Below are 23,471 nucleotides of genomic sequence, written 5' to 3'. Positions count from 1 at the left end.
GCTGGGGACTGCGGCTGCGCCCGCGCAGTGCAAGCGTGCGCAGCACTGCGACGCTGGCGATCGCCACCAGGAGCGCAACCACAGGAAGGACTGAAGGGGCCAGGCCGACGACGGCGAGCACCGAGGTGACAAGCGCTGTTGTGAGCGCAACCGCGCCGACCAGCGCGATTGTGAGCCTGCCCCAGTGAATCCGGAGGCCCGGTGCGCCGCCTGACACCTTCGAGGACCCTGAACCTGCGCGCCCGGCAGACGGGGATGCGGATGCGGGCCGTGAATTGTCAGCGGCGGACATTGTCATGACGCTCCTCTGGAAACCGGCGTCTCCGTGTGCGGTGCTTGGAAATGCGATGGGTGCGAGGCCGGTAACGGGCAGTGGCTGCCGGCGCCGCATCAGGAAGGGGGCCACCCAGATGAGCCAGAGCCCGACGATTGCCGCCAGTACGACTGAGCTGTTCAGAGAGAAGTCCACCTACAAAACGTTAGGAGCAGTTGCCCCTTCGGTCTCTCATTCGCGGCGGTGTGTCCGAGGGGGAAATCAAGAAGTTCGTCAGAGCCGCGGCGCTCTCTCCTGCCACCTGCGCAAAAGACCGCCTGGAACCTCGTCCGACGTCAACGCAAAGGAACGATGGTCGGCCCAGGAACCGGCGATATGCAGGTAGGACCGACGAATACCCTCATCCCTGAAACCCAGCTTCTGGACTACCCGGAGACTGGCAGCGTTTTCCGGCCGGATGTTGATTTCCATGCGGTGCAGACCGAGTTCCCAGAAGCAGTAGTCGGTTGCCAGCGCCACCGCAGTCGGCGCAATTCCCCGGCCCGCCCGCTCCCTGTCCACCCAATAACCGAGTGTCGCTGTGAGGGCGGAACCCCACACGATTCCTGACACGGTGAGCTGGCCTGCCATGGCAGGCCTGCCTCCACCTTCGGGCCGCTCTGCGATCACGAACGGCAGCGCACTGGCCGAGCGCACCTGCGAATTCAGCGCCCGCACCATCTCGTGGTAGGTCGGCAAGTATCCGCCCGGTGCCGGGTTGGACGCTTCCCATGGCGAAAGCCAGTCCAGGTTGCGCTGACGCAATTCCAGCCACTCGCGTTTGTCGCGGTGCCGGAGCGGACGTAGAACTAGGTTGCCGGCTTCAAGGGTGACCGGCCAGGTGAACCGACCCCACATGTCAGTTGTTAGCCGTCGAAGGAGCCAGTGAACTCCTGCAGCCACTTCCTCAGGTCAGGACCGAGGTCTTCCCGTTCGGAGGAGAGGGTGACTACTGCCTTGAGGTAGCTCAGCTTGTCCCCCGTGTCATACCGGCGGCCGCGGAAGACAACGCCATAAACGCCGGATCCCTCTCCCTCTGCGGCTGCAAGGGTCTGCAGAGCGTCGGTCAGCTGGATTTCGCCGCCACGGCCCGGTCCGGTTTCCTCCAGGACTCCGAAGACACGAGGATGCAGGACATAGCGTCCGATGACCGCAAGGTTGGATGGCGCCTCGTCAGCAGCGGGCTTCTCAACCAGCTTGTTGACGCGGACGTATTCCTCACCGTCGAGCCCGGAAATGTCAGCACAGCCGTAGGCGCTGATCTGATCGGGATCAACTTCGATCAGCGCGATCACGGACCCCCCGGTTCTGGCCTGGACATCGATCATGGTCTCAAGCAGTTCATCGCGCTCATCGATCAGGTCATCGCCGAGCAGCACGGCAAAGGGCTCGTCCCCAACATGAAGCTTAGCCCGCAGCACCGCATGCCCGAGACCCTTGGGATCCCCCTGACGGAGGTAGTGAATGTCTCCGAGCTCCGAGGCGCGACGCACGGAGGCGAGCTTCTCGAAATCACCCTTTGCCTCAAGGGTCTGCTCGATGAACGGCACCCGGTCGAAGTGGTCCTCGAGTGACCTCTTGTTGCGCCCGGTGATCATGAGGATGTCATTGATACCGGCGCCTACCGCTTCCTCGACCACATACTGAATGGCCGGCCGGTCCACAACCGGCAGCATTTCCTTGGGCATCGCCTTGGTGGCCGGCAGGAACCTGGTACCCAGCCCAGCTGCAGGAATGACGGCCTTGTTCACTCTTGGTCGCTCAGTCATGCCACAACACTACAGAATTGGGCGCTCCTTCGATGCACGTGCAACGTCGGACGCCCGCTGTACAGTGCCAGCATGGACTCACCCGCTTCTTTGCCGAAGTCTTCGCCGAACCCGACGCCGGCCTCCCGGATGAAGGAGGAGCTTCGCCGCTCCCTGCGTGAGCGGCGCCGCCACGTGGCGGCACAGGAGCAACAAACAGCAGCAGCCGAGCTGGCCAGGCACGTGCTCACCTGGCTGAACTCCGGCACTGTGCGGGGCACCGGGTGCATTGCGGCCTACCTGTCAGCTCCTCCGGAGCCCGGCACCGAGGTGCTGTTGCCTGCCCTGATTGAGGCGGGCTACGACGTGGTCGTTCCGGTGTGTGAACCGCGGTACCAGTTGAGCTGGGTGTCCTGGCAACCCGGAGTTGAGCTCGCCAAGAGCCCCCGCGCGCCCCTTTGGGAGCCGGTCGGTGAGCGCCGAAGTTTCACGGCTCTGCTACCGCTCCGCCTGGTGCTTGTGCCCGGGCTGGGCATGGATCAACTGGGAAACAGGATCGGCCAGGGGGGCGGGTACTACGACCGGTTCCTGGCTCAATTGGTCCTCGAACAGCCGGATGCCGCCAGGCTCGGCTATCTGTACAACGAGGAAGTACTACCTGCCGGGAGGGTCGAAGCAACTCCGCTCGATATGCCGCTGCACGGCGCTTTCACGCCCTCGGGTCTCTTCAAGGTATCCGGGCAGCATTCCTCACCCACCGGCTGACAGTGTAGAATTGGCACTCGGACGGGTCGAGTGCCAACGTTTCTGGGTCACCAGGGCAACCGGACCGTCACTGAACAACTTTCTCCAGGAGGATTGTCCATGCCTACATACGCTTACGCTTGCAGGGACTGCGGCCATGCCTTCGACGTCCAGCAGTCTTTCTCGGATGACTCCCTGACCGTCTGCCCCGAGTGCGAGGGCAGGCTGCGCAAGAAGTTCAACAGCGTGGGTGTTGTCTTCAAGGGTTCCGGGTTCTACCGAACGGACTCCCGTGCCACGTCCTCCTCAGTCGAGGCGGGCAGCAGCCCGGCGGCCAAGCCGGCTGGAGGCTCGTCGGGGTCAGAGGGCAAGGCCCCTTCTTCTTCCCCAGCGTCGTCGTCAGCAACGTCGTCGTCTGCAAGGTCAAAGGGAACCGCGACAACCAGCTCGGCGGCTTCGGCCTAGCCCGGATCTTTTCGCGAGTGCTTTCCGCGTCGGGAGTCCCGGTTGTCCTGCACAGCCGGCACTCCCGGGGCGGTTTTTCCACATAGGGGCTCATTCCGGACCACTGGCACGGCTGCCTGCCTAGCGTTGGTCCATGAGAAAATCCGCCAGCGCTCCCAACCGGACCCGGAACCGGGTCCGCGCGTTCATCTTTCGAAAACGGCGCCTGCTGGCTGCCGGCATCCTCTGCGCTGCCGCCGGCGTCGCTGTTGAAGTGTTCCTGCCACCGGATCCGGCCACCGTGCAGGTAGTTGCTGCGTCAGCGGACCTTCCCGTGGGTACGGTACTTACTGCGGACCAGCTTTCCGTTGTTCATCTTCCCGAGGCGGCCGTCCCGGAACACTCATTCGGTTCACCGGACCTGGTCGCCGGACAGCAGCTGGCAACGCCTGTCTATGCCGGGGATATCCTCGCCCAGAACTTCCTGGTTGGAGCGGGCCTCCTCGTCGGAAGCCCTGAGGGCACGGTGGCTGTCCCCCTTCGACCGGCTGACGCATCAACCGTGCAGCTAGTGGCGGCCGGGCAACGGGTGGACGTGGTGCTGAGCACGGGCAACGGCTTTGAAGTGTCAGCGAAGAACACCGTCCTGGCGCGCGGGCTACCAGTGCTCTGGACGTCCGAAGAATCAGGAACGGGGCCGTTCTCGGCCCCGTCAGGGACCGAAGACGGGCTGGTGGTCGTCGCTGCAAACCCTGATGAAGCCGCGGCGTTGGCCGGAGCCTCCAGCACGGGTCAGGTTCACCTGGTGCTTACCGCGGCGAACAGCAGCGGGTAAGTGAATCCCAGTGCGGCGCACTGGTCCTGAGCCATGGTGGCTGCCGGCCCAAGCACCGCAGTGAGGATGCTAGCTCCAGTGCGGCGGCTTCTGCTCCTTCAGCCACTCGTCATGGTTGCCGTCGTCGTCATTCCAGGACCGCGGGTCATCCTCACCGGCACGCTGCGGAATGACATCTCCGTGCGGTGCGGTACTCGTTGTTGCCTCGGAGCTGGGCTGGGCTGCAGGGGATGTGGCGCCGGCAGTATGCCCGCTCCCGGAATCGCCGGGCGTGTCTCCGGCGGCGGGTCCGGCCTTGCCACCGGCTGCATCGCCATTGTCTTCGGGCTGGGTGCTGTCGGTTCCTGTTTCCATTGTCTCCCCGTTTCCTGCAGGCGGCTCCTGTGCTGACCGGCGCGAACGCTGACGGTCAGCCTGCTCCAAACCAAGATATCCGGAGATACGGTCGGCGCAGCCTTCCGGGTCAGTGAACACCTCGATCGTCCACAACGGCAGGTAGCGCCAGCCCATCCGTTCGAGCAACTGTGGCCGGAGCCGGCTCCTCTCCCTCACGGTCATCCCACGGTAGCGGTCCGATCCGTCCGACTCGATCGCCACGGGTGAAACAAAAGGCAGAGCTTGATCGGCCGTCGCAACATCCGGAGCGGGTGCTGCGACAATGTCCAGCACCTCGGCGTGATTGCTTCGGACCACGGCGCCGCGCTGCCGGAGTCGTTCCACCAGGTCCGCAACCAGCGGGTCTTCGTTGGCGGCTTCCGTCGGGACCTCGGAGCTCTGCACCGCTTCCTCGCCGAGTTCCCGACGCAGAAGCTCGTAGAAGTCAAGCGCGCCATGTCCCAGGCGTTCAGGATCCAGGTCCTCCGGCCGGAAGCACGTGAGGACGTGCAGCCGGTAGCGGGCGCGGGTCATCGCGGAGACAAACCTGCCACGCCCGCCCGGCGCCGAGAGAGGCCCGAAATTGTGCAGCGCGCGCCCGTGCGGCGTGCGACCGAAGCCCAGCGAGAAGATAACAGCATCCCGGGTGAGGCCTGCTGCCCGATCAATGGGCACAACGCGGAAAGACTCATTGCCCGGCAGGAAGAAGTCAGCTGCCCACGGAGCGTCTGCCATGGTAAGCCGAACAGCCTCGCCGACCCTCTGGGCGTGCCGAGCGCTTGCAGTCACAACCGCCAGGGAATAACTCGGCCGCTTTCGGATGTGTTCGAAGACCAGATCCACTACGCGGTTCACTTCGGCGGCGACGCTCTCCACGCCGTCGTGATCCGAGCTCGGCATGCCGGTTCCGTCCGCAAGGTACTCGACGGTGAACGCGCGCTCCATTGCGGAAACTTCTGAGGCCGAGGGCAGCCGGGTCAGCTCATCTCCGTAGAAGCGTTCACTGAGGAAGGCGGCCAGATCCTTGTCCACGCCCCGGTAGATCTCCCGAAGCTTCAGCGAAGGGAGGACTGCCGCCAGCGCCTGGTAAGCGCTGGGGAGGTGCTCAGGTGTGTTCCGGCGCTCGTCCTCGACCGACACCGTGAAGCTGCGCGGGCCGCCTAGGCGATCGTCACCGAAGGCGATGACCTGCCGTGTCCGCGCCAAAGCGGGAACCACGGACTGGAGGGAGATCGATTCGGCGTCGAGCACAATGACGGCGTCGAACGTTTTGCCCTGGGGAAGGACCAGCGGCAGGACCAGCGGGCTGGCTGCCCAGACCGGCATGAGGGCGGTGACTAGTTCATCGGCCTGCGCGCTGAGGGCGTCCAGCCCGGGCTCACCCTCGCGCAGCAGGCCGCGGAGCTGATCGGCTTCGGCGGGCATGGTCTCGAGCGCGGCCCGCCACCGTTGAGCGAGTGCCCAGCGGATGCGGCTCGCGCCGGAAGCGACATGCGCATTGTCCGCGAGGCGGTACTCCGCCTCAAGCGTGCGGAGGCTGGCGCCGTCGGACATTGCAAGATAATCATCACCGCTGATCATCGCCTCAAGCGCGGACTGCCACCAGGCCAGCTCAAGCTCTGCCCCCACCTGGCGGGCACCCACTTCACGCGCAGAGAGGTCATCGAGCAGCTCACCCAGGCCGTTGTCCCGCATCTCATCGAGCAGCAGCGTGCGCTCGGGAAGCGTAGCCAGACTCTGCCGGTCGCGGGCCAATTCTGAAAGGCGGGTTGCCAGCTCATCCAGCGGCATCCCGGAAAGCTGCGGCTCGCCCGGCGTGCCGGCCAGCGTCGCCGTGAGCTCGGTAAGTTTGGAATCGATGGCGCGGTAGAAGCTGTTGATCTCCGCCAGCCCCGTCGGCACTGACGGGTGCCGCTCCGTGGTGGCGTACTTCGTCCACAGTGTGCGCTGTTCCTGTACCTCTACGAGGGACTGGTGGAGGTCTGCAATATGAACGCCCGGGCGAACGTATTCCTTGGCGACCCTGCGCAAACGGGACCGCGTCATCGAACTCATCTCGATGGTGCGTTCCCGCCGCCAGGACGAGGACGCCGTTGCCGAGATGAGGTCCGTGACCGGTCGATCGAAGATGTCCGGTGTGAACTTGTCCAGGCTGGCGCGCACGGCGACCAGCAGGTCCAGTTGCCCGCCCCACTCCTCGAAAGTGGTTCCCAGCTCGATGTGCGAGTGCGCCGCAACCGCCCCGACCTTCTCGCGCAAGAGCGGGATGTCCCGGGCCAGGTCCACCGCCAGGCTGTGGGCGTGCTCGGTTTCCTTGCGGTTGCGCAGCTTCGCTCCGTACCACGGGCTGTGGGTCGCTTCCTTGCTGAAGCCGCCCAACTCGGCGGCACGGCGGAGCCGCGTGGTCAGTTCCGTGCGGTTCGGAATGCTGTCCATGACGCTGCGCTTCAACCGTACCGTGGTGGCCGGTGCAGGGTTCAGTGACGTCAGTTCGGCGAGGGACTGCATGGCCTGGTAAGGCGAACACCCCCAGCGCGAGCGTACGTTGTGCAGGGAGCGGACATGGTCAAGCAGTTTGTGCCGGTGGGACACGAGGGTTTCATGCAGGGACGTGAGCTTCGGCTGCACGGCCTTCTCATTGCGCACAATGGCCCGAACCAGCTGATCCTTCAACTGTGTGGAGCTGCTGTTGGCATTGAGTTGCAGCACGAGCGAGCCAAGATTCAGCGCGTCGAGTTGCTGCACGAACTGGTTGAGGGTTCCTCGCCGCTCGGCGACCACGAGCACGCTCTTGCCCTGCTCTGCCAGTGCAGCAGCTGCGTTCAGGGCAGTCTGCGTCTGGCCTGTTCCCGGAGGTGCGGACACAACAACCGACCCGCCTGCCGTTACCGCGTCAAGGACCCGCTGCTGCCCGGAGTCCGCGTCAAGGATCAGGAATTCGGTGGACGGATGCCTGTCATCAAGCGGCATGTCCCGCGACGGCGCTTCCGCATCTGTTGGAGCGTCGATGCCTTCCCGGGCAGCGTCCATCAGCGCAGACAGCAGGGGATGCTCCGGGCTGACAGCTGAGTCCGCTCCGACATCGGCTAGATCAGCGAACGTTGACACGAGGATGTGATGCTCGATGGTCATTCCGCGCACGTTGTCGGTCAGTGCACGGAGGCGGTCCAGCACGGGATGCGGGTCGAAGCGGGCGGTGCTGTAGGCAAGCTGAGCAACGGCTTCTGCGTTGAAATCGATCCCGTGGTCCGTCTGCAGCGTACGCACCAGCGCAGGGTTGAGCCGCGCCTGCTCCGTCAGCTGAAGTTCGTAGTCATCCTGCGATCCGTGCACAGTCAGTGCAACGGAGGTCAGCAGGACCGGTGCCGTCAGCGAGTCCGTGCGGCCGCCGTCGTCCATGGTCCGCCACGAAGCGGTGCCCGCAGCAAGATACCCGACGTCGATTCCGCGCTCGGTTGCGAGTTCGTAGACCTTGGCACGCAACAGGCGTGCAGCCTTCATGGCGGCGGCGTACTGATCGGGGTCGCGCAGCAGGGTGGACAGGCGTGTCCGGCGGCCTGCCAGAAGCTGCGCAAGGCCGGACGGATGCGCATGCGTGAGGTCTATGCTGTTGGAGCGCGACGGCGTGAAATGCAGCAGCGTATCTGTTCCCGCGTGCGGCCCCAGCCTGCGAAGCCACGGAATCAGGAAATCCTCGGCGGAGTCCCCGGCATCCTGCACTGGCACGGTTGTCCTCTTCCCTGCGGCCTCACGGCCTGATCTTGACCAGATAGGCATGTCTTACAAGCTAGCCGACGCTGCCCCACCGAGGCTGCAAGCAACGCGGGCCGGCGTCGGATTTCACGCTGTTATCAGCTAAGCGCCCTCCACCGCCGGCAACAGCTGCCGGCCGGAAGTCACTCCCACTCGATGGTTCCCGGCGGCTTGCTGGTGACATCGAGTACCACGCGGTTGACGCCGTCGACCTCGTTGGTGATGCGGTTGGAGATCCGGGCAAGTAGCTCATACGGCAGCCGGGACCAGTCAGCGGTCATCGCGTCCTCGCTGGAGACCGGACGCAGCACGATGGGGTGCCCATAGGTACGCCCGTCGCCCTGAACGCCGACGCTGCGTACATCTGCCAGCAGGACCACGGGCATCTGCCAGACCTCGTTGTCGAGGCCTGCCGCCGTGAGTTCGGCTCGGGCAATGGCGTCTGCCTTGCGGAGCAGCTCGAGGCGTTCAGCGTTGATGGAGCCGACGATGCGGATTCCGAGGCCGGGACCGGGGAACGGCTGGCGCCCTACGATCTCCGCCGGAAGTCCGAGCTTGGCACCGACAGCGCGGACCTCGTCCTTGAACAGGGTGCGCAGTGGCTCGACAAGCTCAAACTGCAGGTCTTCCGGGAGTCCGCCCACGTTGTGGTGGCTCTTGATGTTGGCTGTACCCTCGCCGCCGCCCGATTCCACGACGTCCGGATACAGCGTGCCCTGCACGAGGAAGCGGATCTTCTCGCCGTGGGCTTCGGCGTCGGCGATGATGGCCCGCTCTGCTTCCTCGAAGGCACGGATGAACTCGCGCCCGATGATCTTGCGCTTGGTCTCCGGGTCCTCGACGCCCTCGAGTGCTTCAAGGAACCGCTTCTGCTCATTCGCAACGTAGAGGTTCACGCCGGTAGCGGCCACGAAATCCCGTTCCACCTGTTCGGCTTCACCCTCGCGGAGCAGCCCGTGGTCAACGAAGACACAGGTGAGCTGATCGCCCACCGCACGCTGCACGAGAGCCGCAGCCACTGCCGAATCAACACCGCCGGAAAGCCCGCAGATCACGCGTGCGTCTCCCACCTGCTGGCGGATGCGCTCAACCTGTTCCTCGACAATATTGCCGGTGGTCCAGTTGGGGTTCAGACGGGCGCCCTTGAACAGGAAATTCTCCAGCACCTGCTGACCGTGTGCCGAATGCTTGACCTCGGGATGCCATTGCACGCCGTAGAGCTGCTTGCCCTCGTGGGCAATCGCAGCAACCGGAGCACCGGCTGTGCTGGCCAGGACGTCAAAGCCCTCGGGTGCAGCCTGAACGGAGTCGCCGTGGCTCATCCAGGCATTCTGATGGTCAGGGGTTCCCTCGAGGATGGACCGGGCGCCTTCGGAAACGGCGACGTCGGTGGATCCGTATTCACGCAGGCCCGTCTTCGCGACCGTGCCGCCAAGCGCTGATGCCATGGCCTGGAAGCCGTAGCAGATGCCAAGGACCGGGACACCGGCGTCGAACAGGTCAGGATCTATGCGAGGCGCGCCTTCGGCATACACGCTGGACGGTCCGCCGGACAGAATGATTGCTGCGGGGTTGCGTGCGAGCAGCTCCTGGGTGCTGATCGTGTGAGGAACGATCTCCGAGTACACGTCCGCTTCCCGAACGCGGCGGGCAATCAGCTGGGCGTACTGGGCGCCGTAATCGACAACAAGTACCGGCTGGTGTTCTGGAGCAGGAGCGGGCGTAGTCACGCGTCAACACTAGTGGTAGTGCGGGTGAGGCTGCACATCATGGAATCAGTACCTTGCCTTGGCTTGGGGGTGGGCCGCGAGTTCTTCCTCCACCCGGCGGTGGACGCGTTTCTCGACGATGAAGGAGAGCAGCGGGATGACGCCGCCCAGTGCAATGATCACGAACTGCGAGAACGGCCAGCGCATGAACTGCCAGAGCCGGAAGTCGGCGATCAGGTACACCACGTAGAGCCAGCCGTGGACGATGAGCACGGCTGTTGAGAGGTTGAACCCGCCGGCGCCGTCCACCTGGGCTTCTTCAACCAGGCCGAGCGCCCCAGCGGATCCGCCGGCGATGATCTCCGCACCGAAGCCGTACTTTGCAACCATCTCCACCACGACGAGCAGCAGCATGATGCCGGTCGCGTACGCCAGCACCTTGTAGAAGCTGAGCGCGGATCGGATCTGGGCGTGGGTTCCACCGAAGCGGCGTTTGCCGGCCGGGCTCTTGGCGGGTGCGGAATCGGTCACGTTCTTACCTCGTCGGTAGTGGGTTGTAGCTGTTGCGGAGAGTGTTGATCCGACGCGATGTCCTGATCCTCTTCCTCTTCCAGCGTGCGGCGGTGATCGTCAGCCACGAGCCGCCACCAGAGGAAGAAGGCAAATCCGGCGAAGACGAACCATTCCACGGCATAAAAAATGTTGAGCCAGTTGAGCGGTGTCTCTTGCGGCTGCGGACCAATGGTCACTGCCTCAAGGGGCGCCTCGGGCTGGACGGTGCTGCCGTCCATGACGGTCTCAAAGGAAACAACGAAACCGGAATACATCAGGGGTACATCCCACACGTTGATGAGCTGCGCAACGGACAGGGTGGGAACCTGACCGGGAACGGGCACCTGAACCGCCGGGGCTTCGGTAGGCAGCAACCTCCCCTGCACGACGGCCACACCCTCACGTTCGGGCACCTCTGACGCGGCTTGTGCCTCAGGTACCCAACCGTGCACGACCGGTAGAACAGCGGACGGCAGCCCGGAGTCCGCTACCTCGAACGCGGAAACCACCCACAGTCCGTCGCGGTCCCCCTGCAGGCGTGTCTGCACCAGAACGCGGGTGTCCGGCAGGAAGCGGCCTTCCATCCGGACCATCTGGTCTGCCACGCCGGCGGTCATCGGGATGCCCGGCTGAAAGACCTTGGTGAGGGGCTGAACCTGCTCGGTGGTACTCGGAGGAGGCGGCGCGGAATCCTGCGAGCGCGAGAACTGCCATTGGCTCAAAAGGACGAAAAGCGCGGCAATAGCCAGAGCGAGGATCAGAGAAAGGATCCATCGCGGCTTGAGCGCGGTTTTCAACACCCCTTAACGGTACTTCGTGCCCTCTGAAGGGAACGAATTGCGGGCCTGCTCAGGAGACCGAGATCACTCTCACGCGAGTGATTGGGAATCATCTATCACTTTGAGTGATTTGAGACTAGGATTGATTCTCGTGCGCTCGTACCCCTACCCCGATCCAGGCCAACCTGACCTTAGGTCGCCGTCCCGCTATCTGTTGTGGCTGGCATCCAAACAGAAGGGCACCCTTGCTGCCGCCGTCGTACTCGAAACGCTCCTCATGGTGGCGCAGGCCGTTGTTCCCTTCGCACTGGGCCGCGCCATCGACGAGGGGATCATCGGCCGCAGCTGGGACGCACTGCTGTGGTGGGTCCTCATCCTGGTTGCGCTTACCGTAGGGCAGGCGTTCGCCGGTATGCTGGCGCACCGCGCGGCGATCAGCAACTGGATGCAGGCGGCCTTCAAGTCGATCCGCCTCGTGGGCTACAAGATCACCCGCACGGGCGACGCTTTGCCGCAGAAGCTTTCGACCGGTGAGGTCGTGTCCACGGCAGCCTCTGACGCTACCCGCCTGGGTGAGATTTTCTACGTCTCCGCCCGGCTGGCGGGTGCACTGGTTTCCTGGTTGGTGGTGTGCGCGCTTATCGCTCTGAGCTCGGTCATGCTCGCAGTTGTTGTACTGATCGGTGTTCCGGCGTGCTGCGCGCTGCTTCTGTTTGTTGTCCGTCCGTTGCAGGCACGCCAGCGCGAACAGCGTGACGCTTCAGGGAAGATGACCGCCGTCGGCGCCGATACTGTCGCCGGCCTTCGTGTGCTGCGCGGGATCGGCGGGGAACACATTTTCGTCAGCCGGTACCGTGAGCGGTCGGCGGAAACGCGCGACGCCGGTATCAAGGTTGCGCGCTCGCTGGCCACGCTGGAGGCCTCCCAGGTCTTCATCGCCGGTGCCTTCAGCGTGGTCTTCACCTGGGTGGGTGCCACGCTGGTGTTAAACGGTGAGATTGAGCCCGGCCAACTGGTGGCGTTGTTTGGCTACTCCGTGTTCCTGATGACTCCGATCCGCAGCGCGGCGGATGGGGTGTCCCACTCGATCCGGGCCCTCGTGGGAGCGCGAAAGATCATCAACGTGCTGTCCGTTGACGCGAACATCACCGACAACGCAACTGCCGCGGCACCGGACGGTCCCGCTCCGCTCGTGGACACCTCTAGTGGTGTGGCTCTCAAGCCCGGCGGACTGACCGCTCTGGTCTCAGCTGACCCCGCGATGTCTGCCGACCTTGCCACCCGGTTGGGCAGGTTCGATGACGCGGTGTTGCGGGAAGCGGTAGTCCGGTGGGGTGGGGCCGCCCTGCACGAGGTCCCCCTCGATGACGTCCGGCGCCGCATTGTGGTGAGCGAGGCCAACCCGCAGTTGTTCACCGGCACCCTGCGCAGTCAGCTGGATCCGCACGGGCGGCACAGTGACGTGGAGATCCTTGCCGCACTGGAGGCCGCCAGTGCACTGGACATCCTCGACGGCCTGGAGGCCGGCCTGGACTCCGAGGTCACCGAACGGGGACGCGGATTCTCCGGCGGCCAGCGCCAGCGCCTGGTCCTTGCGCGGGCGCTGCTGACGGATGCCGAGACCCTCGTGCTCATCGAGCCGACCAGCGCGGTCGATGCACACACCGAATCCCGGATCGCCGAGCGGCTGGGACGGGCGCGGGGCACCGAAGGCGGTACCACCGTCGTCGTCACTGCCAGCCCGCTGATGCTCGGCGCCATGGACCATGTTGTCTTCCTCGAAGATGGCCGACTGAGTGCGCAAGGAAAGCACCAGGAACTGATGTCCGCCGTCCCTGCCTATCGAAATGTGGTGATCCGCAGTGAGTGATACCCAGGTGTCAGAGCCGGTGACCGATCCGGCCGTAGCTGCATCGGCGAAGCTGCCGGTCGCTGACGCACAAGCAGTGAAGGCGGAATCGCTGCGCCTGATCCGCCATCACCGCGGCGGGCTGATCAGGGTTGTACTGCTCTACGTCGGCTCAGCCGCTGCAGGCCTGGTAGGGCCGTTCATTCTCGGCCAGGTTGTCGACGCCGTGGTAGCGGGCACCACCAGTGGGTTCATCGCGGCCATGTCACTGCTGATGCTCGGATTCCTGGTGGTTCAGGCCGTCCTGCGCAAGCTCGCCGTCCGGGCCGGCATGATCTTCGGTGAAACGGTGTTCGCTGAGCTACGCGAGGATTTCATGGCGCAGGTCACCTCGCTGCCGCTGTCCACGGTGGAAAAGGCCGGCACTGGCGACCTCGTTTCCCGTACCACCAACGATGTTGACTCCGTCTCCCACACCGTCCGCTTCGGCGTTCCGCAGGTGGTGGTCTCGGTGGTTACCATCATCATCACGCTGGCCGCAGCGATCCTCACCTCTCCCCTGCTTTCGATTGCCCTTTTGGTGGGTGTTCCCCTGCTGTATCCGGCCACCCGCTGGTACCTCAAGCGCAGCTCCGCCGGCTACAAGGCCGAGCGGGAGAGCTACGCGGTGGTGAACGGATCCATCACGGAGACCATCGAGGGTGCCCGCACCGTAGATGCGCTCGGTCTCGGAGGACTGCGACGCAACCGGATCGACGAGGCTCTGACCGGCAGTTTCGCTGCCGAGCGCTACACGCTATGGCTGCGATCGGTGCTGTTTCCGGCTGCGGACACCGCTTTCTGGCTTCCGGTGGCCGGTGTGCTGCTGTGGGGCGGCTGGCTTGCCTCGGTGGACCTGGTCACTCCCGGCGCGGTCGCAACAGTGGCACTGTTCGCCGTCCGTCTGATCGACCCGGTGGACCTGCTCATCATGTGGACCGACGAAATCCAGGTGGGTGCGGCCTCGCTGGCCCGGATCATCGGGATCAAGAACGTCCCGGCGGACCGGACGGCAACCGACGTTCAGCCCTCGTCCGATGACATCACTGTCTCCGGTGCCCGCTACGCTTACCGGCCGGGCCATGACGTGCTGCACGGCGTGGACCTTCAGTTGCGGCGCGGCGAGCGCCTAGCGATGGTGGGGCCTTCGGGAGCCGGGAAGTCGACACTTGGACGGCTTATTGCAGGCATTCATCCGCCCACCGGCGGTTCAGTGACGGTGGGCGGAGTGCCGCTGGTGGATCGGCCGCTCGACGCGCTGCGGCGGGAGGTAGCCCTGGTGACGCAGGAGCATCACGTCTTCGTGGGGTCCCTCGCCGACAACATCCGGCTTGGCAAGGCGGACGCGACATCCACCGAAATCGAAAAGGCACTGGACGACGTCGGTGCGCTGGGTTGGGCGCGCGCCCTGCCTGAGGGCCTGGATACGGAGGTTGGCTCAGGTGCGTACGAGGTAACCCCCGCCCAGGCGCAGGAGGTTGCCCTGGCCCGGCTTGTCCTGGCCGATCCGCACACGCTGGTGCTCGATGAGGCGACCTCGCTGATCGATCCGCAGGCAGCACGTGACCTGGAGCGCTCACTCAGTGCGGTTCTGGAGGGCCGCACGGTTGTGGCCATTGCGCACCGCCTGCATACCGCGCACGACGCCGACCGCGTGGCTGTGGTGGAGAACGGCAACATCACAGAACTCGGCTCCCACGACGAACTGCTTGCACTCGGCGGCTCATATGCGTCGCTCTGGCGGTCCTGGCGGACGGAATAAACCCGGAAATTTAGTGCAGCTCCGGTGGGTTCAGACGGCGTCGAACCCACCGGAGCTGCGCAAAATTTCCCAGGTGTTAATGGTCGAAGAACACCAACGATGAGTTGATGAGTTCGCTGATGACCTCCGCGTCGTGTGCCCGGCGCAGCGACTCGCGGAAGTTCTCCTTGAACAGGGAACGGGCCAGGGTTGCGAGGACCTCGAGGTGCTCGGAGAAGGACGCTGCGGGGGTCGCGATCAACAGCACCAGCGTTGCGGGACCGTCCTGGGCACCGAAGTCGAGGCTGTGCCCGTACTGCGTGACTCCGACGGCGATCGAGGTTTGCTCGACGAACTCGCTCCTGGCGTGGGGCACTCCCACTCCCCCGGGCAGGCCGGTTGCCATCTGGTGCTCCCGGGAGTTGACCTGCGCGAGGAAGCCCTCAAGGTCCGTGACGCGCCCCGCCTGGTGCAGGCGCGCCGCCAACTGGCCAGCGGCGTCGGCCTTGTCTTCAGCGACCATGTCGAGGATTACCAACTGTGGTGTGGTCAATTCGGCATCATGCAGGTCGAGGGGTGTCACAACCGGCCTCTCACGGGTAACTCGGGAACGTGTGCGAAGGACGGGTGCGCCGGGCGCCTCTGCCTGACCGGTGCACCGATCCGGACCCTAGCTTAGCGGCACGATGTCATCGACTCCCATGCGTGCGCTGTCAGCCGACACGTCATCGGGCTGCTGTTGGCTGAGTCTTTCAGCTTCCACCCGGGCGAGGTAGTGCTTAACCTCACGGTCCACCTGCGCATCACTCCAGTTCAGGTGCGGAGCCATCAGGCTTGCGACAACAGGAGCTGCCGAGACGCCGCGGTCCCAGGACTCGATCGAGATGCGCGTGCGGCGGGTCAGTACGTCATCGACGTGGCGGGCGTCCTCATGCGTGGTGGCGAAGACAACTTCTGCTCGCAGGTAGTCGTCGGCACCCGGGAGCGGCTCTGCCAGCGAGGCGTCCTCCCGGATGAGGCCGAGCACCAGCTCTGCGTCGGTGCCGTACCGCTGCAGCAGGTGCTCGACGCGCGCGACGTGGACCCCTGCTTCCTCCGCCATGCGGGCGCGCTTGTTCCAGGCTGCCCGGTAGCCCTCGGCACCGAGCAGGGGGACGGTCTCGGTGCAGCTGGCCGGTACCCGTTCATCGAGCGCACGCGAGGCTTCATCCACGGCATCCTTGGCCATCACCCGGTAGGTGGTCCACTTGCCGCCTGCAACGACGACCAGCCCCGGAACAGGGTGGGCAACCACATGTTCGCGGGAAAGCTTGGCCGTGGAGTCATTCTCCCCGGCCAGCAGCGGACGCAGGCCGGCGTAGACGCCCTCCACGTCCTCACGGGTCAGCGGCCGCTTTACGACCTTATTCACGTGCTCGAGGATGTAGTCGATATCCGACGACGACGCGGCCGGATGCGCCTTGTCCAGATCCCAGTCGGTGTCCGTGGTGCCGATGATCCAGTGCCTGCCCCAGGGGATGACGAAGAGGACGGACTTCTCCGTGCGCAGAATGAGCCCGACGGTGGACTGGAAGCGATCCCGTGGAACCACCAGGTGGATGCCCTTCGAGGCCCGGACCTTCAACTGACCGCGGTCCGTGACCATGGCCTGGGTTTCATCCGTCCAGACGCCGGTGGCGTTGACGACTTGCTTGGCGCGGATGGTGAATTCCTCGCCGGTCTCCTGGTTTTTCACCCGTGCCCCGACAACGCGTTCCCCTTCCCGGAGGAAGTCTTCGACAGAGACCCGGTTCGCTGCCTTGGCCCCGTAGGACGCCGCGGTGCGCATCATGTTGACGACGTAGCGTGCGTCATCCACCTGGGCGTCGTAGTAGCGGATTGACCCCACCATGGCGTCATCCTTGAGGCTCGGGGCTGCCCGGAGGGTGCCCCTGCGCGTGAGGTGCTTGTGCATGGGGACGCCGCGCGAGTTGCCGGAAGTCATTCCCATCGTGTCATACAGCAGGATGCCCGCCCCGACGTACGGCCGCTCGATGAACCGCTTGGTCAGCGGATACAGGAACGGCACCGGCCGGACGAGGTGCGGTGCGATTCGCTGGATCAGCAAGCCGCGTTCCTTCAGTGCCTCCTGAACCAGGGCGAAATCCAGCATCTCGAGGTAGCGCAGGCCACCGTGAATGAGCTTCGATGAACGCGAGGATGTGCCCGCTGCCCAGTCCCGCGCCTCAACGATTCCGACGTCGAGGCCCCTAGTCACCGCATCCAGGGCAGAACCGACGCCGACGACGCCGCCGCCCACGATCAGGATGTCCAGCTCCTTGCCGGGTTGGTTGGTGGACTTGAGAGCGGCAAGTGCATCTTCACGCTGCTGGGGGCTGAGGGCGCCTTTGGTCATGGCCGTGATCCACCTTCATCGTTGCGGACTGGTCCCTCAACCTTAGGCAATCAGCCGTTGGAAAGGTAGGGCGAGAGGACTACCTCGACCCGCTGGAACTCCTTCAGGTCCGAATACCCCGTGGTTGCCATGGCGCGGCGAAGCGCACCGATCATGTTCGAGGTGCCGTTGGTGTGATGAGAGGGCCCCCAGAGCACTTCCTCAAGCGGCCCGACGGTACCGACGTTGACGCGGTCTCCGCGCGGAAGTTCGCTGTGGTGGGCTTCCTGCCCCCAGTGCCAGCCCTTGCCCGGTGCTTCCTCTGCGCGGGCCAGTGCTGAGCCGAGCATGACGGCGTCCGCACCGACCGCGATGGCCTTCACAATGTCACCGCTGGTGCCCATCCCGCCGTCGGCGATGACGTGGACGTACCGGCCGCCGGACTCATCCAGGTAATCGCGGCGGGCAGCAGCCACATCCGAGATGGCCGACGCCATCGGTGAGTGAATGCCCAGGGCGCGCCGCGTCGTCGTCGTTGCTCCACCGCCGAAGCCCACCAGCACGCCGGCCGCGCCGGTGCGCATGAGGTGCAGCGCGGGTGTGTAGCCGGCAGCGCCGCCGACGATGACAGGGACATCCAGCTCATAGATGAACTGCTTGAGGTTGAGCGGTTCCTCGTTCTTGGAGACGTGCTCGGCGGAGACCGTAGTGCCGCGGATAACGAAAATATCGACGCCCGCGGCCAAGACCGTCTTGTAGAACTCCTGGGTGCGCTGTGGTGTGAGTGACCCGGCAACGGTCACGCCGGCGTCGCGCATTTCGGCCAGCCGGCTGGTTATAAGTTCAGCCTGAATGGGTACCTCGTACAGCTCCTGCATGCGGCGGGTGGCTGCGGGGCTGAAGTTTTCGGTGGACAGTCCGGCAATTTCCTCAAGGACCGGCGTAGGGTCCTCGTAGCGCGTCCAGAGGCCTTCGAGATTGAGAACACCCAGCCCGCCCAATTTGCCTATCGCAATGGCGGTCGCGGGCGACATGGTCGAATCCATGGGCGCAGCGATGACCGGCATCTCGAACTGGTAGGCGTCGATCTGCCACTGAACCGAGACGTCCCGCGGGTCCCGGGTGCGGCGGGACGGGACCACCGCAAGGTCATCGAGGGAATATGCCCTGCGTCCGCGTTTGCCTCGGCCGATCTCAATCTCGTAAGTCACCGGTCTAGGTTATCCCAGCGGGGAGAGGTGCCCATCGCCCGCCCGGGTTCCGTTCCGTACAGTCAGAACCATGTCTGGGGAAACGATCGGGGCCAACCCCCAACAGTTGCGCGATCTCGCCCGCTCCATGGGGAGTTCAAGCGCCGCGATAACGACGGCGGACCAAACCATCACTGCGCTGCTGAACGGAATCCCCTGGAACGGTCCGGACGCGGCCCAGTTCCGTACCCGCTGGCACACCTCCGTACGCGTGCAGCTCAATCAGACGGCGGCCATGCTGGAGACGCAGTCGCACGCGCTGGTTGATCAGGCTGTGCAGCAGGAGCAGACAAGCAACGACGACGACGGCGGCGGCGGCGGCGGCTTCGACGGTGTCCCTGCGAGCGCGGCGGACGGAAGTACCCCTGCCTCCGCACGCGATGACCTCCTCGACCTCTTCGGCAACGGGCTCGGGGATCTTGGTGCCTGGCCGCCGTTCCAGATAGCGAACTGGGTCACTTCTGCCGGTGGACTTGGAGCCGAGCGCCTCCTGAATGCGATGGCGCGGGCGGACCTCCTCACTCCCGGCTTCGGCACGGCGCCGGAAGTGGGATACCTCCGCGGAACCCAGACCCTGAATGCGCTGAACCTGGCCGGCAAGTTCGCCGGCGGGCTCAGCATTCTGACCGGGCTGGGTCAGACCTACCAGGGTATCCAGTCAGGGGACGGGCACGTTGTTGCCGATGGTGCTATCACTACAATCCTTGCAGCGGGCAGCCTCACGCCCACGCCGGCTGCTCCGTTCTTCGCGGCGGCCTCGCTTGTCTGGGCCGGCGCACAGTTCCTGTCCGGAGACGTGCCGGTCACCGAAAGGATCACCGACTTTGCATCCGATGCAGGGGACGCCATCTCTGATGGGGCTGATGCCATCGCGGAAGGAGCGGAAGATGCGTGGAACTGGGCCTTCGGATAGTAGCGTCACTTCAGGAACCGCTAACCGCCCCCGATCTCGGAGAGAGCATTGACCACTACGGATTCGCTGCAACTGACCGAACACGAGATTTTGGCGCTCCTGGCCTTCAATGACGGTGAATCGACTGCGCTGACGCGCGAGATCTTTCGGCTCACCCCGCAGGCAGACAACGAGCAACTGACCAAGGCCGGCATGACAACGCTGCTGGTGCGTGGCCTGGCCGAACTAAGCGATAGTGATTTGGTCCTCAAGGAACCCACGGAATTTATCGCCGCCGTGATGGCGACTGCAGGCGATTGGCTCGAAATTGCGCTCGTGACTCCGGAGCGGAACCACGTCATGTTCGCTGTGGCATCCGCCGGCGGGGCATTCGTGGCGAACGCCAACGGTAACGGCACTCACGGGTTCACTCCCCTGAAGAACGACAGGCCCGTCCTGAAGTTCGGGTTGGATGCGGCAGCACACTACCTGGGTGATTCAGGGCTGGAATCGGATGGGAGCGGATCAACTGGGCGCCGACCTGTTGCCGCGCAGATCAAGCACCACGGCCTGGGTGTGCAGTCGAAGACAGCCAACCTCATGGTCGACGAGTCCGGCACGTGGCAGCTGGCCACGGGTGACGGCGATCAACTGGCGAAACGCGAAGTGGACGGCTCCGTTGCGCTGGAGCTGTTCGAGGAAGCCCTGGAGCTCGATCACGACACGACGGGTTCGGAATGAGTCAGGAAACCCGTTCACTCGACTACTGGATGTCGCCTCAACTCAGCGAGGCCGGACAGGGCACCGGCAGCATCCTCAGGCGTATGGCGCTCAACGACGCACAGAGCCGGGCTACTTTCCTCATGCTGTATTTCTGGTGCGCCTGGCTGGCTCTCGTGGCACTTGCGCTGGCGTTCACCGCACCCGGTGGGGCTCCCTACGCTGTTGCGGGGGCTGTGCTCACCGGTGGAGCCGCGGGTGCGCTTCAGGCGCGCCGGCGCGGCCGGCAGGTTCCAACATCTCGTCATCCGGCGTCATCACGGGCCCCACGCACGGTACGTGGCGCCTGGACCGGAATCACCCTCGTGGCGGTTGGATCGTGCGGACTCATACTGGCGCTTGCCCTATCCGGGAATGCGAGCCTCAGCCCCGGATCCGTCACTGGTGCTGTGCTGGGAGTCTTCTTCCTTGTCGCGTTCTTCGCCGGGACCCTCCTCATCCCCGCGTGGCACATCGAGAACGCTGCGCGCCTCTTCCGCGAGCGGATTGGGCAAGAGCCCGCCTTACGGCAGGCGCTTGAGGAAATGTCCCGAACGCACAGCGATCCGAACGGCAGGATGCAGTTCGGGCCGCTCTAGCCTTTCGGCTGGCTACTTCGATCCGTAGTTGGGCGCTTCCACGGTCATCTGGATGTCATGGGGATGCGACTCCTTGAGCCCGGCCGAGGTGATCCGGACAAACTTGCCCTTGGCCTTCAGCTCTTCAATGGTGCGTGCGCCGGTGTAGAACATGGTTTGGCGCAGGCCACCTACCAGCTGGTAGGCAACGGATGCGAGCGGTCCCCGGTAAGCGACGCGACCCTCGATACCCTCGGGGATGAGCTTGTCGTCGCCCGTGACGTCCGCCTGGAAGTAGCGGTCCTTGGAATACGAGGTGTTCTTGCCGCGGGTCTGCATGGCGCCGAGCGAACCCATGCCGCGGTAGGTCTTGTACTGCTTGCCGTTGACGAAGACCAGCTCACCCGGTGCCTCGGCGGAGCCTGCCAGCAGGGAGCCGAGCATGACGGTGTCAGCACCTGCCACCAAAGCCTTGCCGATGTCGCCGGAGTACTGCAGTCCGCCGTCGGCAATCAGGGGAACGCCGGCGGGAATTGCTGCCTTCGCGGACTCGTAGATGGCAGTGACCTGGGGAACGCCGACGCCGGCCACCACACGCGTGGTGCAGATGGAGCCCGGGCCTACGCCTACCTTGATGCCGTCTGCACCGGCATCGATCAGCGCCTGGGCGCCCTCGCGGGTTGCGGCCTGACCGCCGATGATGTCCACATGGGCGGCGGACTTCTCGGCCTTGAGCCGGGCAATCATCTCAAGCACACCGGCGCTGTGGCCGTTGGCGGTATCAACGAAGAGCGCGTCCACACCGGCGTCCACCAACGCCATGGCGCGCTCCCAGCCGTCACCGAAGAAACCGATGGCTGCACCCACACGCAGGCGGCCGTCGTCGTCCTTGGTGGAGAGCGGATACTGCTCCGCTTTGGTGAAGTCCTTGACGGTGATGAGGCCGCGGAGGATGCCGTCGCTGTCGACCAGCGGAAGCTTCTCGATCTTGTTCTTGCCCAGCAGGCCGATGGCGTCCTCACCGCTGATGCCCACGTGCCCGGTGACCAGCGGCATCTGGGTCATGACTTCGCGGACCAGGCGGTTCGGGAAGTCGGATTCCGACACGAACCGGGTGTCACGGTTGGTGACGATGCCGAGGAGCTTGCCGCCGCCGTCGACCACGGGAAGTCCCGAGACGCGGTAGTGGCCGCAGAGGTCGTCGAGTTCGCGCAGGGTGGCGTCAGGGCCGATGGTGACCGGGTTGGTGATCATGCCGGACTCACTGCGCTTGACGCGGTCCACCTGCTCGGCCTGGTCTGCGATGGAAAGGTTGCGGTGGATGACCCCTAGACCGCCCTGGCGTGCCATGGCGACGGCCATGCGGGCCTCAGTGACAGTGTCCATGGCGGAGGACAGCAGCGGCGTCTGAACGGTGATCCGCCGGGAAACCCGCGAGCTGGTATCTGCCTCGGACGGGATGACGTCCGTGTGCCCGGGAAGCAGCAGGACGTCGTCGTACGTCAGGCCGATGAAGCCGAAGGGGTCATGGTTCGACAATTCGCTCAACGCGGCGCCTCTTTCGGGGGATGTGGAGGAAGGAACCACCGGCTTCTGGTTCTGCCGGTTGTGCGGTCTTCTATCGTAAAACGAAAGGAGGGTGCACCCTATTCCGTCGCGTCAGCGTCCGTTCCGGACCCAGTTCAGCACAGCAAGCACGCGGCGATGGTCATCCAGGTGGGGCGGGAGGTCCATCTTCGTGAAAATCGACGAAATGTTCTTCTCCACGCCGCCTGCGGAGAGCGTGAGCTGCCGGGCGATAGCCGCATTGGTGCGGCCCTCGGCCATGAGCTGCAGCACTTCCCGCTCCCGCGGCGTGAGCAAACTCACTGAGTTGCCGTCCCTCCGGTTGAACGCCGCGGCCACCACTTCCGGATCCAGCACCATACCGCCGTCCTTCACACGGACCAACGCGTCCATCATGTCTTCCAGCCGCGAGATGCGGTCCTTCAGCAGGTAACCGACTCCACCGGCCCCGACCACTGACGCTCCCGCCATCAGATCCGACGCATAGGTCAGCTCCACATACTGCGACAGGACAAGGATGCCGATTTCCGGATGGCTTTGGCGAATTGCTGCCGCGGCTCGCAATCCTTCATCCGAGAACGACGGCGGCATCCGCACATCGGTGATGACGACGTCGGGCTGGTGGGTCGAGACGGCGGCGGTGAGGGCGTCGCCGTCCTCCACCGCCGCCACCACCTCCGCGCCACCCTCGGCCAGGAGCCGGATGAGGCCCTCCCGCAGGAGGACGGAATCTTCTGCCAAGACTACTCGCACCTTTGGACTCTACCGCCTGGTTTCATCCGCTCCGGCGCCGGCTCAGTTCACACCGGCTGGATGACCGAGACCGGGATGCTGATCCGCACTGTGGTGCCTTCGGCGGCTGGAGAGTCGACCTCCAGGGCGCCATCGACGCCTGCTAACCGATCCTGCAGGCCAGCCAGCCCGGTACCCTTGCCGACGTGTGCGCCGCCCCGGCCGTTGTCGTGGACTTCTACGGTGAGGACATCTTCTTCCGCGCGTGCGCTGAGGCGGCATTCGGTGGCGTTGGAGTGTTTTGCGACATTGGTCAAGGCTTCGACGGCGGCGAAGTAGGCGGCGCTTTCGGCAGCAGGCGTGAAGCGGCCGGTTCCCATTCCGTCGGTGCTGAGCGTGACCGGGACAGGGCAGCGCGCCGCGGCGGCGTCGAGCGCAG

General features: G+C 64.8%; 20 protein-coding genes and 1 pseudogene. 8 read left to right on the top strand and 13 right to left on the bottom strand.

What is annotated here, in order from left to right:
* The 3 genes and pseudogenes from P4U43_RS13930 to galU all read right to left on the bottom strand — a co-directional run.
* Positions 1-469 (bottom strand): annotated as a pseudogene (locus tag P4U43_RS13930) (hypothetical protein); the annotation flags it as partial.
* A 78-nt stretch (positions 470-547) separates the two neighbouring features.
* Positions 548-1,171, bottom strand: a complete 624-nt coding sequence (locus P4U43_RS13925; protein WP_277359264.1) for a GNAT family N-acetyltransferase — start codon at positions 1,169-1,171, stop codon at positions 548-550.
* A gap of 8 nt (positions 1,172-1,179) precedes the next feature.
* Entirely contained in the window at positions 1,180-2,082 is a 903-nt protein-coding gene (galU, locus tag P4U43_RS13920; protein ID WP_056544238.1) for a UTP--glucose-1-phosphate uridylyltransferase GalU, read from the bottom strand.
* A gap of 72 nt (positions 2,083-2,154) precedes the next feature.
* On the opposite strand from galU, the gene P4U43_RS13915 reads away from it, so the two are divergent.
* From P4U43_RS13915 to cpaB, 3 genes are all read left to right on the top strand, one after another.
* Entirely contained in the window at positions 2,155-2,826 is a 672-nt protein-coding gene (locus tag P4U43_RS13915) for a 5-formyltetrahydrofolate cyclo-ligase (protein ID WP_277359263.1), read from the top strand.
* A 99-nt stretch (positions 2,827-2,925) separates the two neighbouring features.
* The gene (locus P4U43_RS13910; RefSeq protein WP_277359262.1) at positions 2,926-3,270 is read left to right on the top strand and encodes an FmdB family zinc ribbon protein; all 345 of its coding nucleotides are present in this window, start codon (positions 2,926-2,928) and stop codon (positions 3,268-3,270) included.
* Positions 3,271-3,403: 133 nt separating this feature from the next.
* Entirely contained in the window at positions 3,404-4,084 is a 681-nt protein-coding gene (cpaB, locus tag P4U43_RS13905) for a Flp pilus assembly protein CpaB (RefSeq protein WP_277359261.1), read from the top strand.
* 69 nt (positions 4,085-4,153) lie between these two features.
* Here cpaB and P4U43_RS13900 read toward each other — a convergent pair whose 3' ends face one another.
* The 4 genes from P4U43_RS13900 to P4U43_RS13885 form a co-directional block, all read right to left on the bottom strand.
* Positions 4,154-8,236: a DUF4011 domain-containing protein gene (locus tag P4U43_RS13900; protein WP_277359260.1), complete on the bottom strand. Its 4,083-nt coding sequence runs from the start codon at positions 8,234-8,236 to the stop codon at positions 4,154-4,156.
* 119 nt (positions 8,237-8,355) lie between these two features.
* On the bottom strand, positions 8,356-9,942 hold the full coding sequence (gene guaA, locus P4U43_RS13895; RefSeq protein WP_277359259.1) for a glutamine-hydrolyzing GMP synthase: 1,587 nt from the start codon (positions 9,940-9,942) through the stop codon (positions 8,356-8,358).
* Between the two features lie 45 nt (positions 9,943-9,987).
* Positions 9,988-10,452, bottom strand: a complete 465-nt coding sequence (locus P4U43_RS13890) for a DUF3817 domain-containing protein (RefSeq protein WP_277359258.1) — start codon at positions 10,450-10,452, stop codon at positions 9,988-9,990.
* Positions 10,449-11,273, bottom strand: coding sequence for an SURF1 family protein (locus P4U43_RS13885; protein WP_277359257.1), 825 nt, complete (start codon positions 11,271-11,273; stop codon positions 10,449-10,451). The genes P4U43_RS13890 and P4U43_RS13885 overlap by 4 nt, the downstream gene beginning before the upstream one ends.
* A gap of 130 nt (positions 11,274-11,403) precedes the next feature.
* Here P4U43_RS13885 and P4U43_RS13880 point away from each other — a divergent pair, with 130 nt between their 5' ends.
* Positions 11,404-13,122 (top strand): ABC transporter ATP-binding protein, encoded by a 1,719-nt coding sequence (locus P4U43_RS13880; RefSeq protein ID WP_277359256.1) that lies wholly within the window; start codon positions 11,404-11,406, stop codon positions 13,120-13,122.
* Complete coding sequence (locus P4U43_RS13875) at positions 13,115-14,902, top strand: ABC transporter ATP-binding protein (protein ID WP_277359255.1); 1,788 nt, start codon at positions 13,115-13,117, stop codon at positions 14,900-14,902. The genes P4U43_RS13880 and P4U43_RS13875 overlap by 8 nt, the downstream gene beginning before the upstream one ends.
* Before the next feature lie 76 nt (positions 14,903-14,978).
* Here the strand turns inward: P4U43_RS13875 and P4U43_RS13870 are convergent, their stop codons facing one another.
* From P4U43_RS13870 to P4U43_RS13860, 3 genes are all read right to left on the bottom strand, one after another.
* On the bottom strand, positions 14,979-15,464 hold the full coding sequence (locus tag P4U43_RS13870) for a PTS sugar transporter subunit IIA (protein WP_277359254.1): 486 nt from the start codon (positions 15,462-15,464) through the stop codon (positions 14,979-14,981).
* Between the two features lie 87 nt (positions 15,465-15,551).
* Positions 15,552-17,276: a glycerol-3-phosphate dehydrogenase/oxidase gene (locus tag P4U43_RS13865; RefSeq protein WP_277359253.1), complete on the bottom strand. Its 1,725-nt coding sequence runs from the start codon at positions 17,274-17,276 to the stop codon at positions 15,552-15,554.
* Between the two features lie 50 nt (positions 17,277-17,326).
* Entirely contained in the window at positions 17,327-18,466 is a 1,140-nt protein-coding gene (locus tag P4U43_RS13860; protein WP_277359252.1) for a GuaB3 family IMP dehydrogenase-related protein, read from the bottom strand.
* Between the two features lie 70 nt (positions 18,467-18,536).
* Between P4U43_RS13860 and P4U43_RS13855 the strand changes: the two genes are divergently transcribed.
* Genes P4U43_RS13855 through P4U43_RS13845 form a run of 3 tightly spaced genes read left to right on the top strand, consistent with a single transcriptional unit; the run spans position 18,537 to position 20,755 of the window.
* Positions 18,537-19,418, top strand: a complete 882-nt coding sequence (locus tag P4U43_RS13855; protein WP_277359251.1) for a hypothetical protein — start codon at positions 18,537-18,539, stop codon at positions 19,416-19,418.
* A gap of 48 nt (positions 19,419-19,466) precedes the next feature.
* Positions 19,467-20,138 carry a hypothetical protein gene (locus tag P4U43_RS13850; RefSeq protein WP_277359250.1) on the top strand — a complete coding sequence of 224 codons (672 nt, stop codon included), beginning with the start codon at positions 19,467-19,469 and terminating at the stop codon, positions 20,136-20,138.
* Positions 20,135-20,755, top strand: coding sequence for a hypothetical protein (locus P4U43_RS13845; RefSeq protein WP_277359249.1), 621 nt, complete (start codon positions 20,135-20,137; stop codon positions 20,753-20,755). The genes P4U43_RS13850 and P4U43_RS13845 overlap by 4 nt, the downstream gene beginning before the upstream one ends.
* A gap of 12 nt (positions 20,756-20,767) precedes the next feature.
* On the opposite strand, the gene guaB is transcribed toward P4U43_RS13845, so the two are convergent.
* The 3 genes from guaB to P4U43_RS13830 all read right to left on the bottom strand — a co-directional run.
* The gene (gene guaB, locus P4U43_RS13840; RefSeq protein WP_404800746.1) at positions 20,768-22,273 is read right to left on the bottom strand and encodes an IMP dehydrogenase; all 1,506 of its coding nucleotides are present in this window, start codon (positions 22,271-22,273) and stop codon (positions 20,768-20,770) included.
* Positions 22,274-22,393: 120 nt separating this feature from the next.
* Complete coding sequence (locus P4U43_RS13835) at positions 22,394-23,053, bottom strand: response regulator (RefSeq protein WP_277359247.1); 660 nt, start codon at positions 23,051-23,053, stop codon at positions 22,394-22,396.
* A gap of 47 nt (positions 23,054-23,100) precedes the next feature.
* A partial coding sequence (locus P4U43_RS13830; RefSeq protein ID WP_404800745.1) for a sensor histidine kinase occupies positions 23,101-23,471 on the bottom strand: 371 nt, incomplete at its 5' end.

It is taken from the genome of Arthrobacter vasquezii, from assembly GCF_029455255.1.
GTDB lineage: Bacteria > Actinomycetota > Actinomycetes > Actinomycetales > Micrococcaceae > Arthrobacter_D > Arthrobacter_D parietis.
The sequence above is the reverse complement of the archived record's forward strand: the minus strand, read 5'-3'. Positions and strand labels throughout refer to the sequence as shown.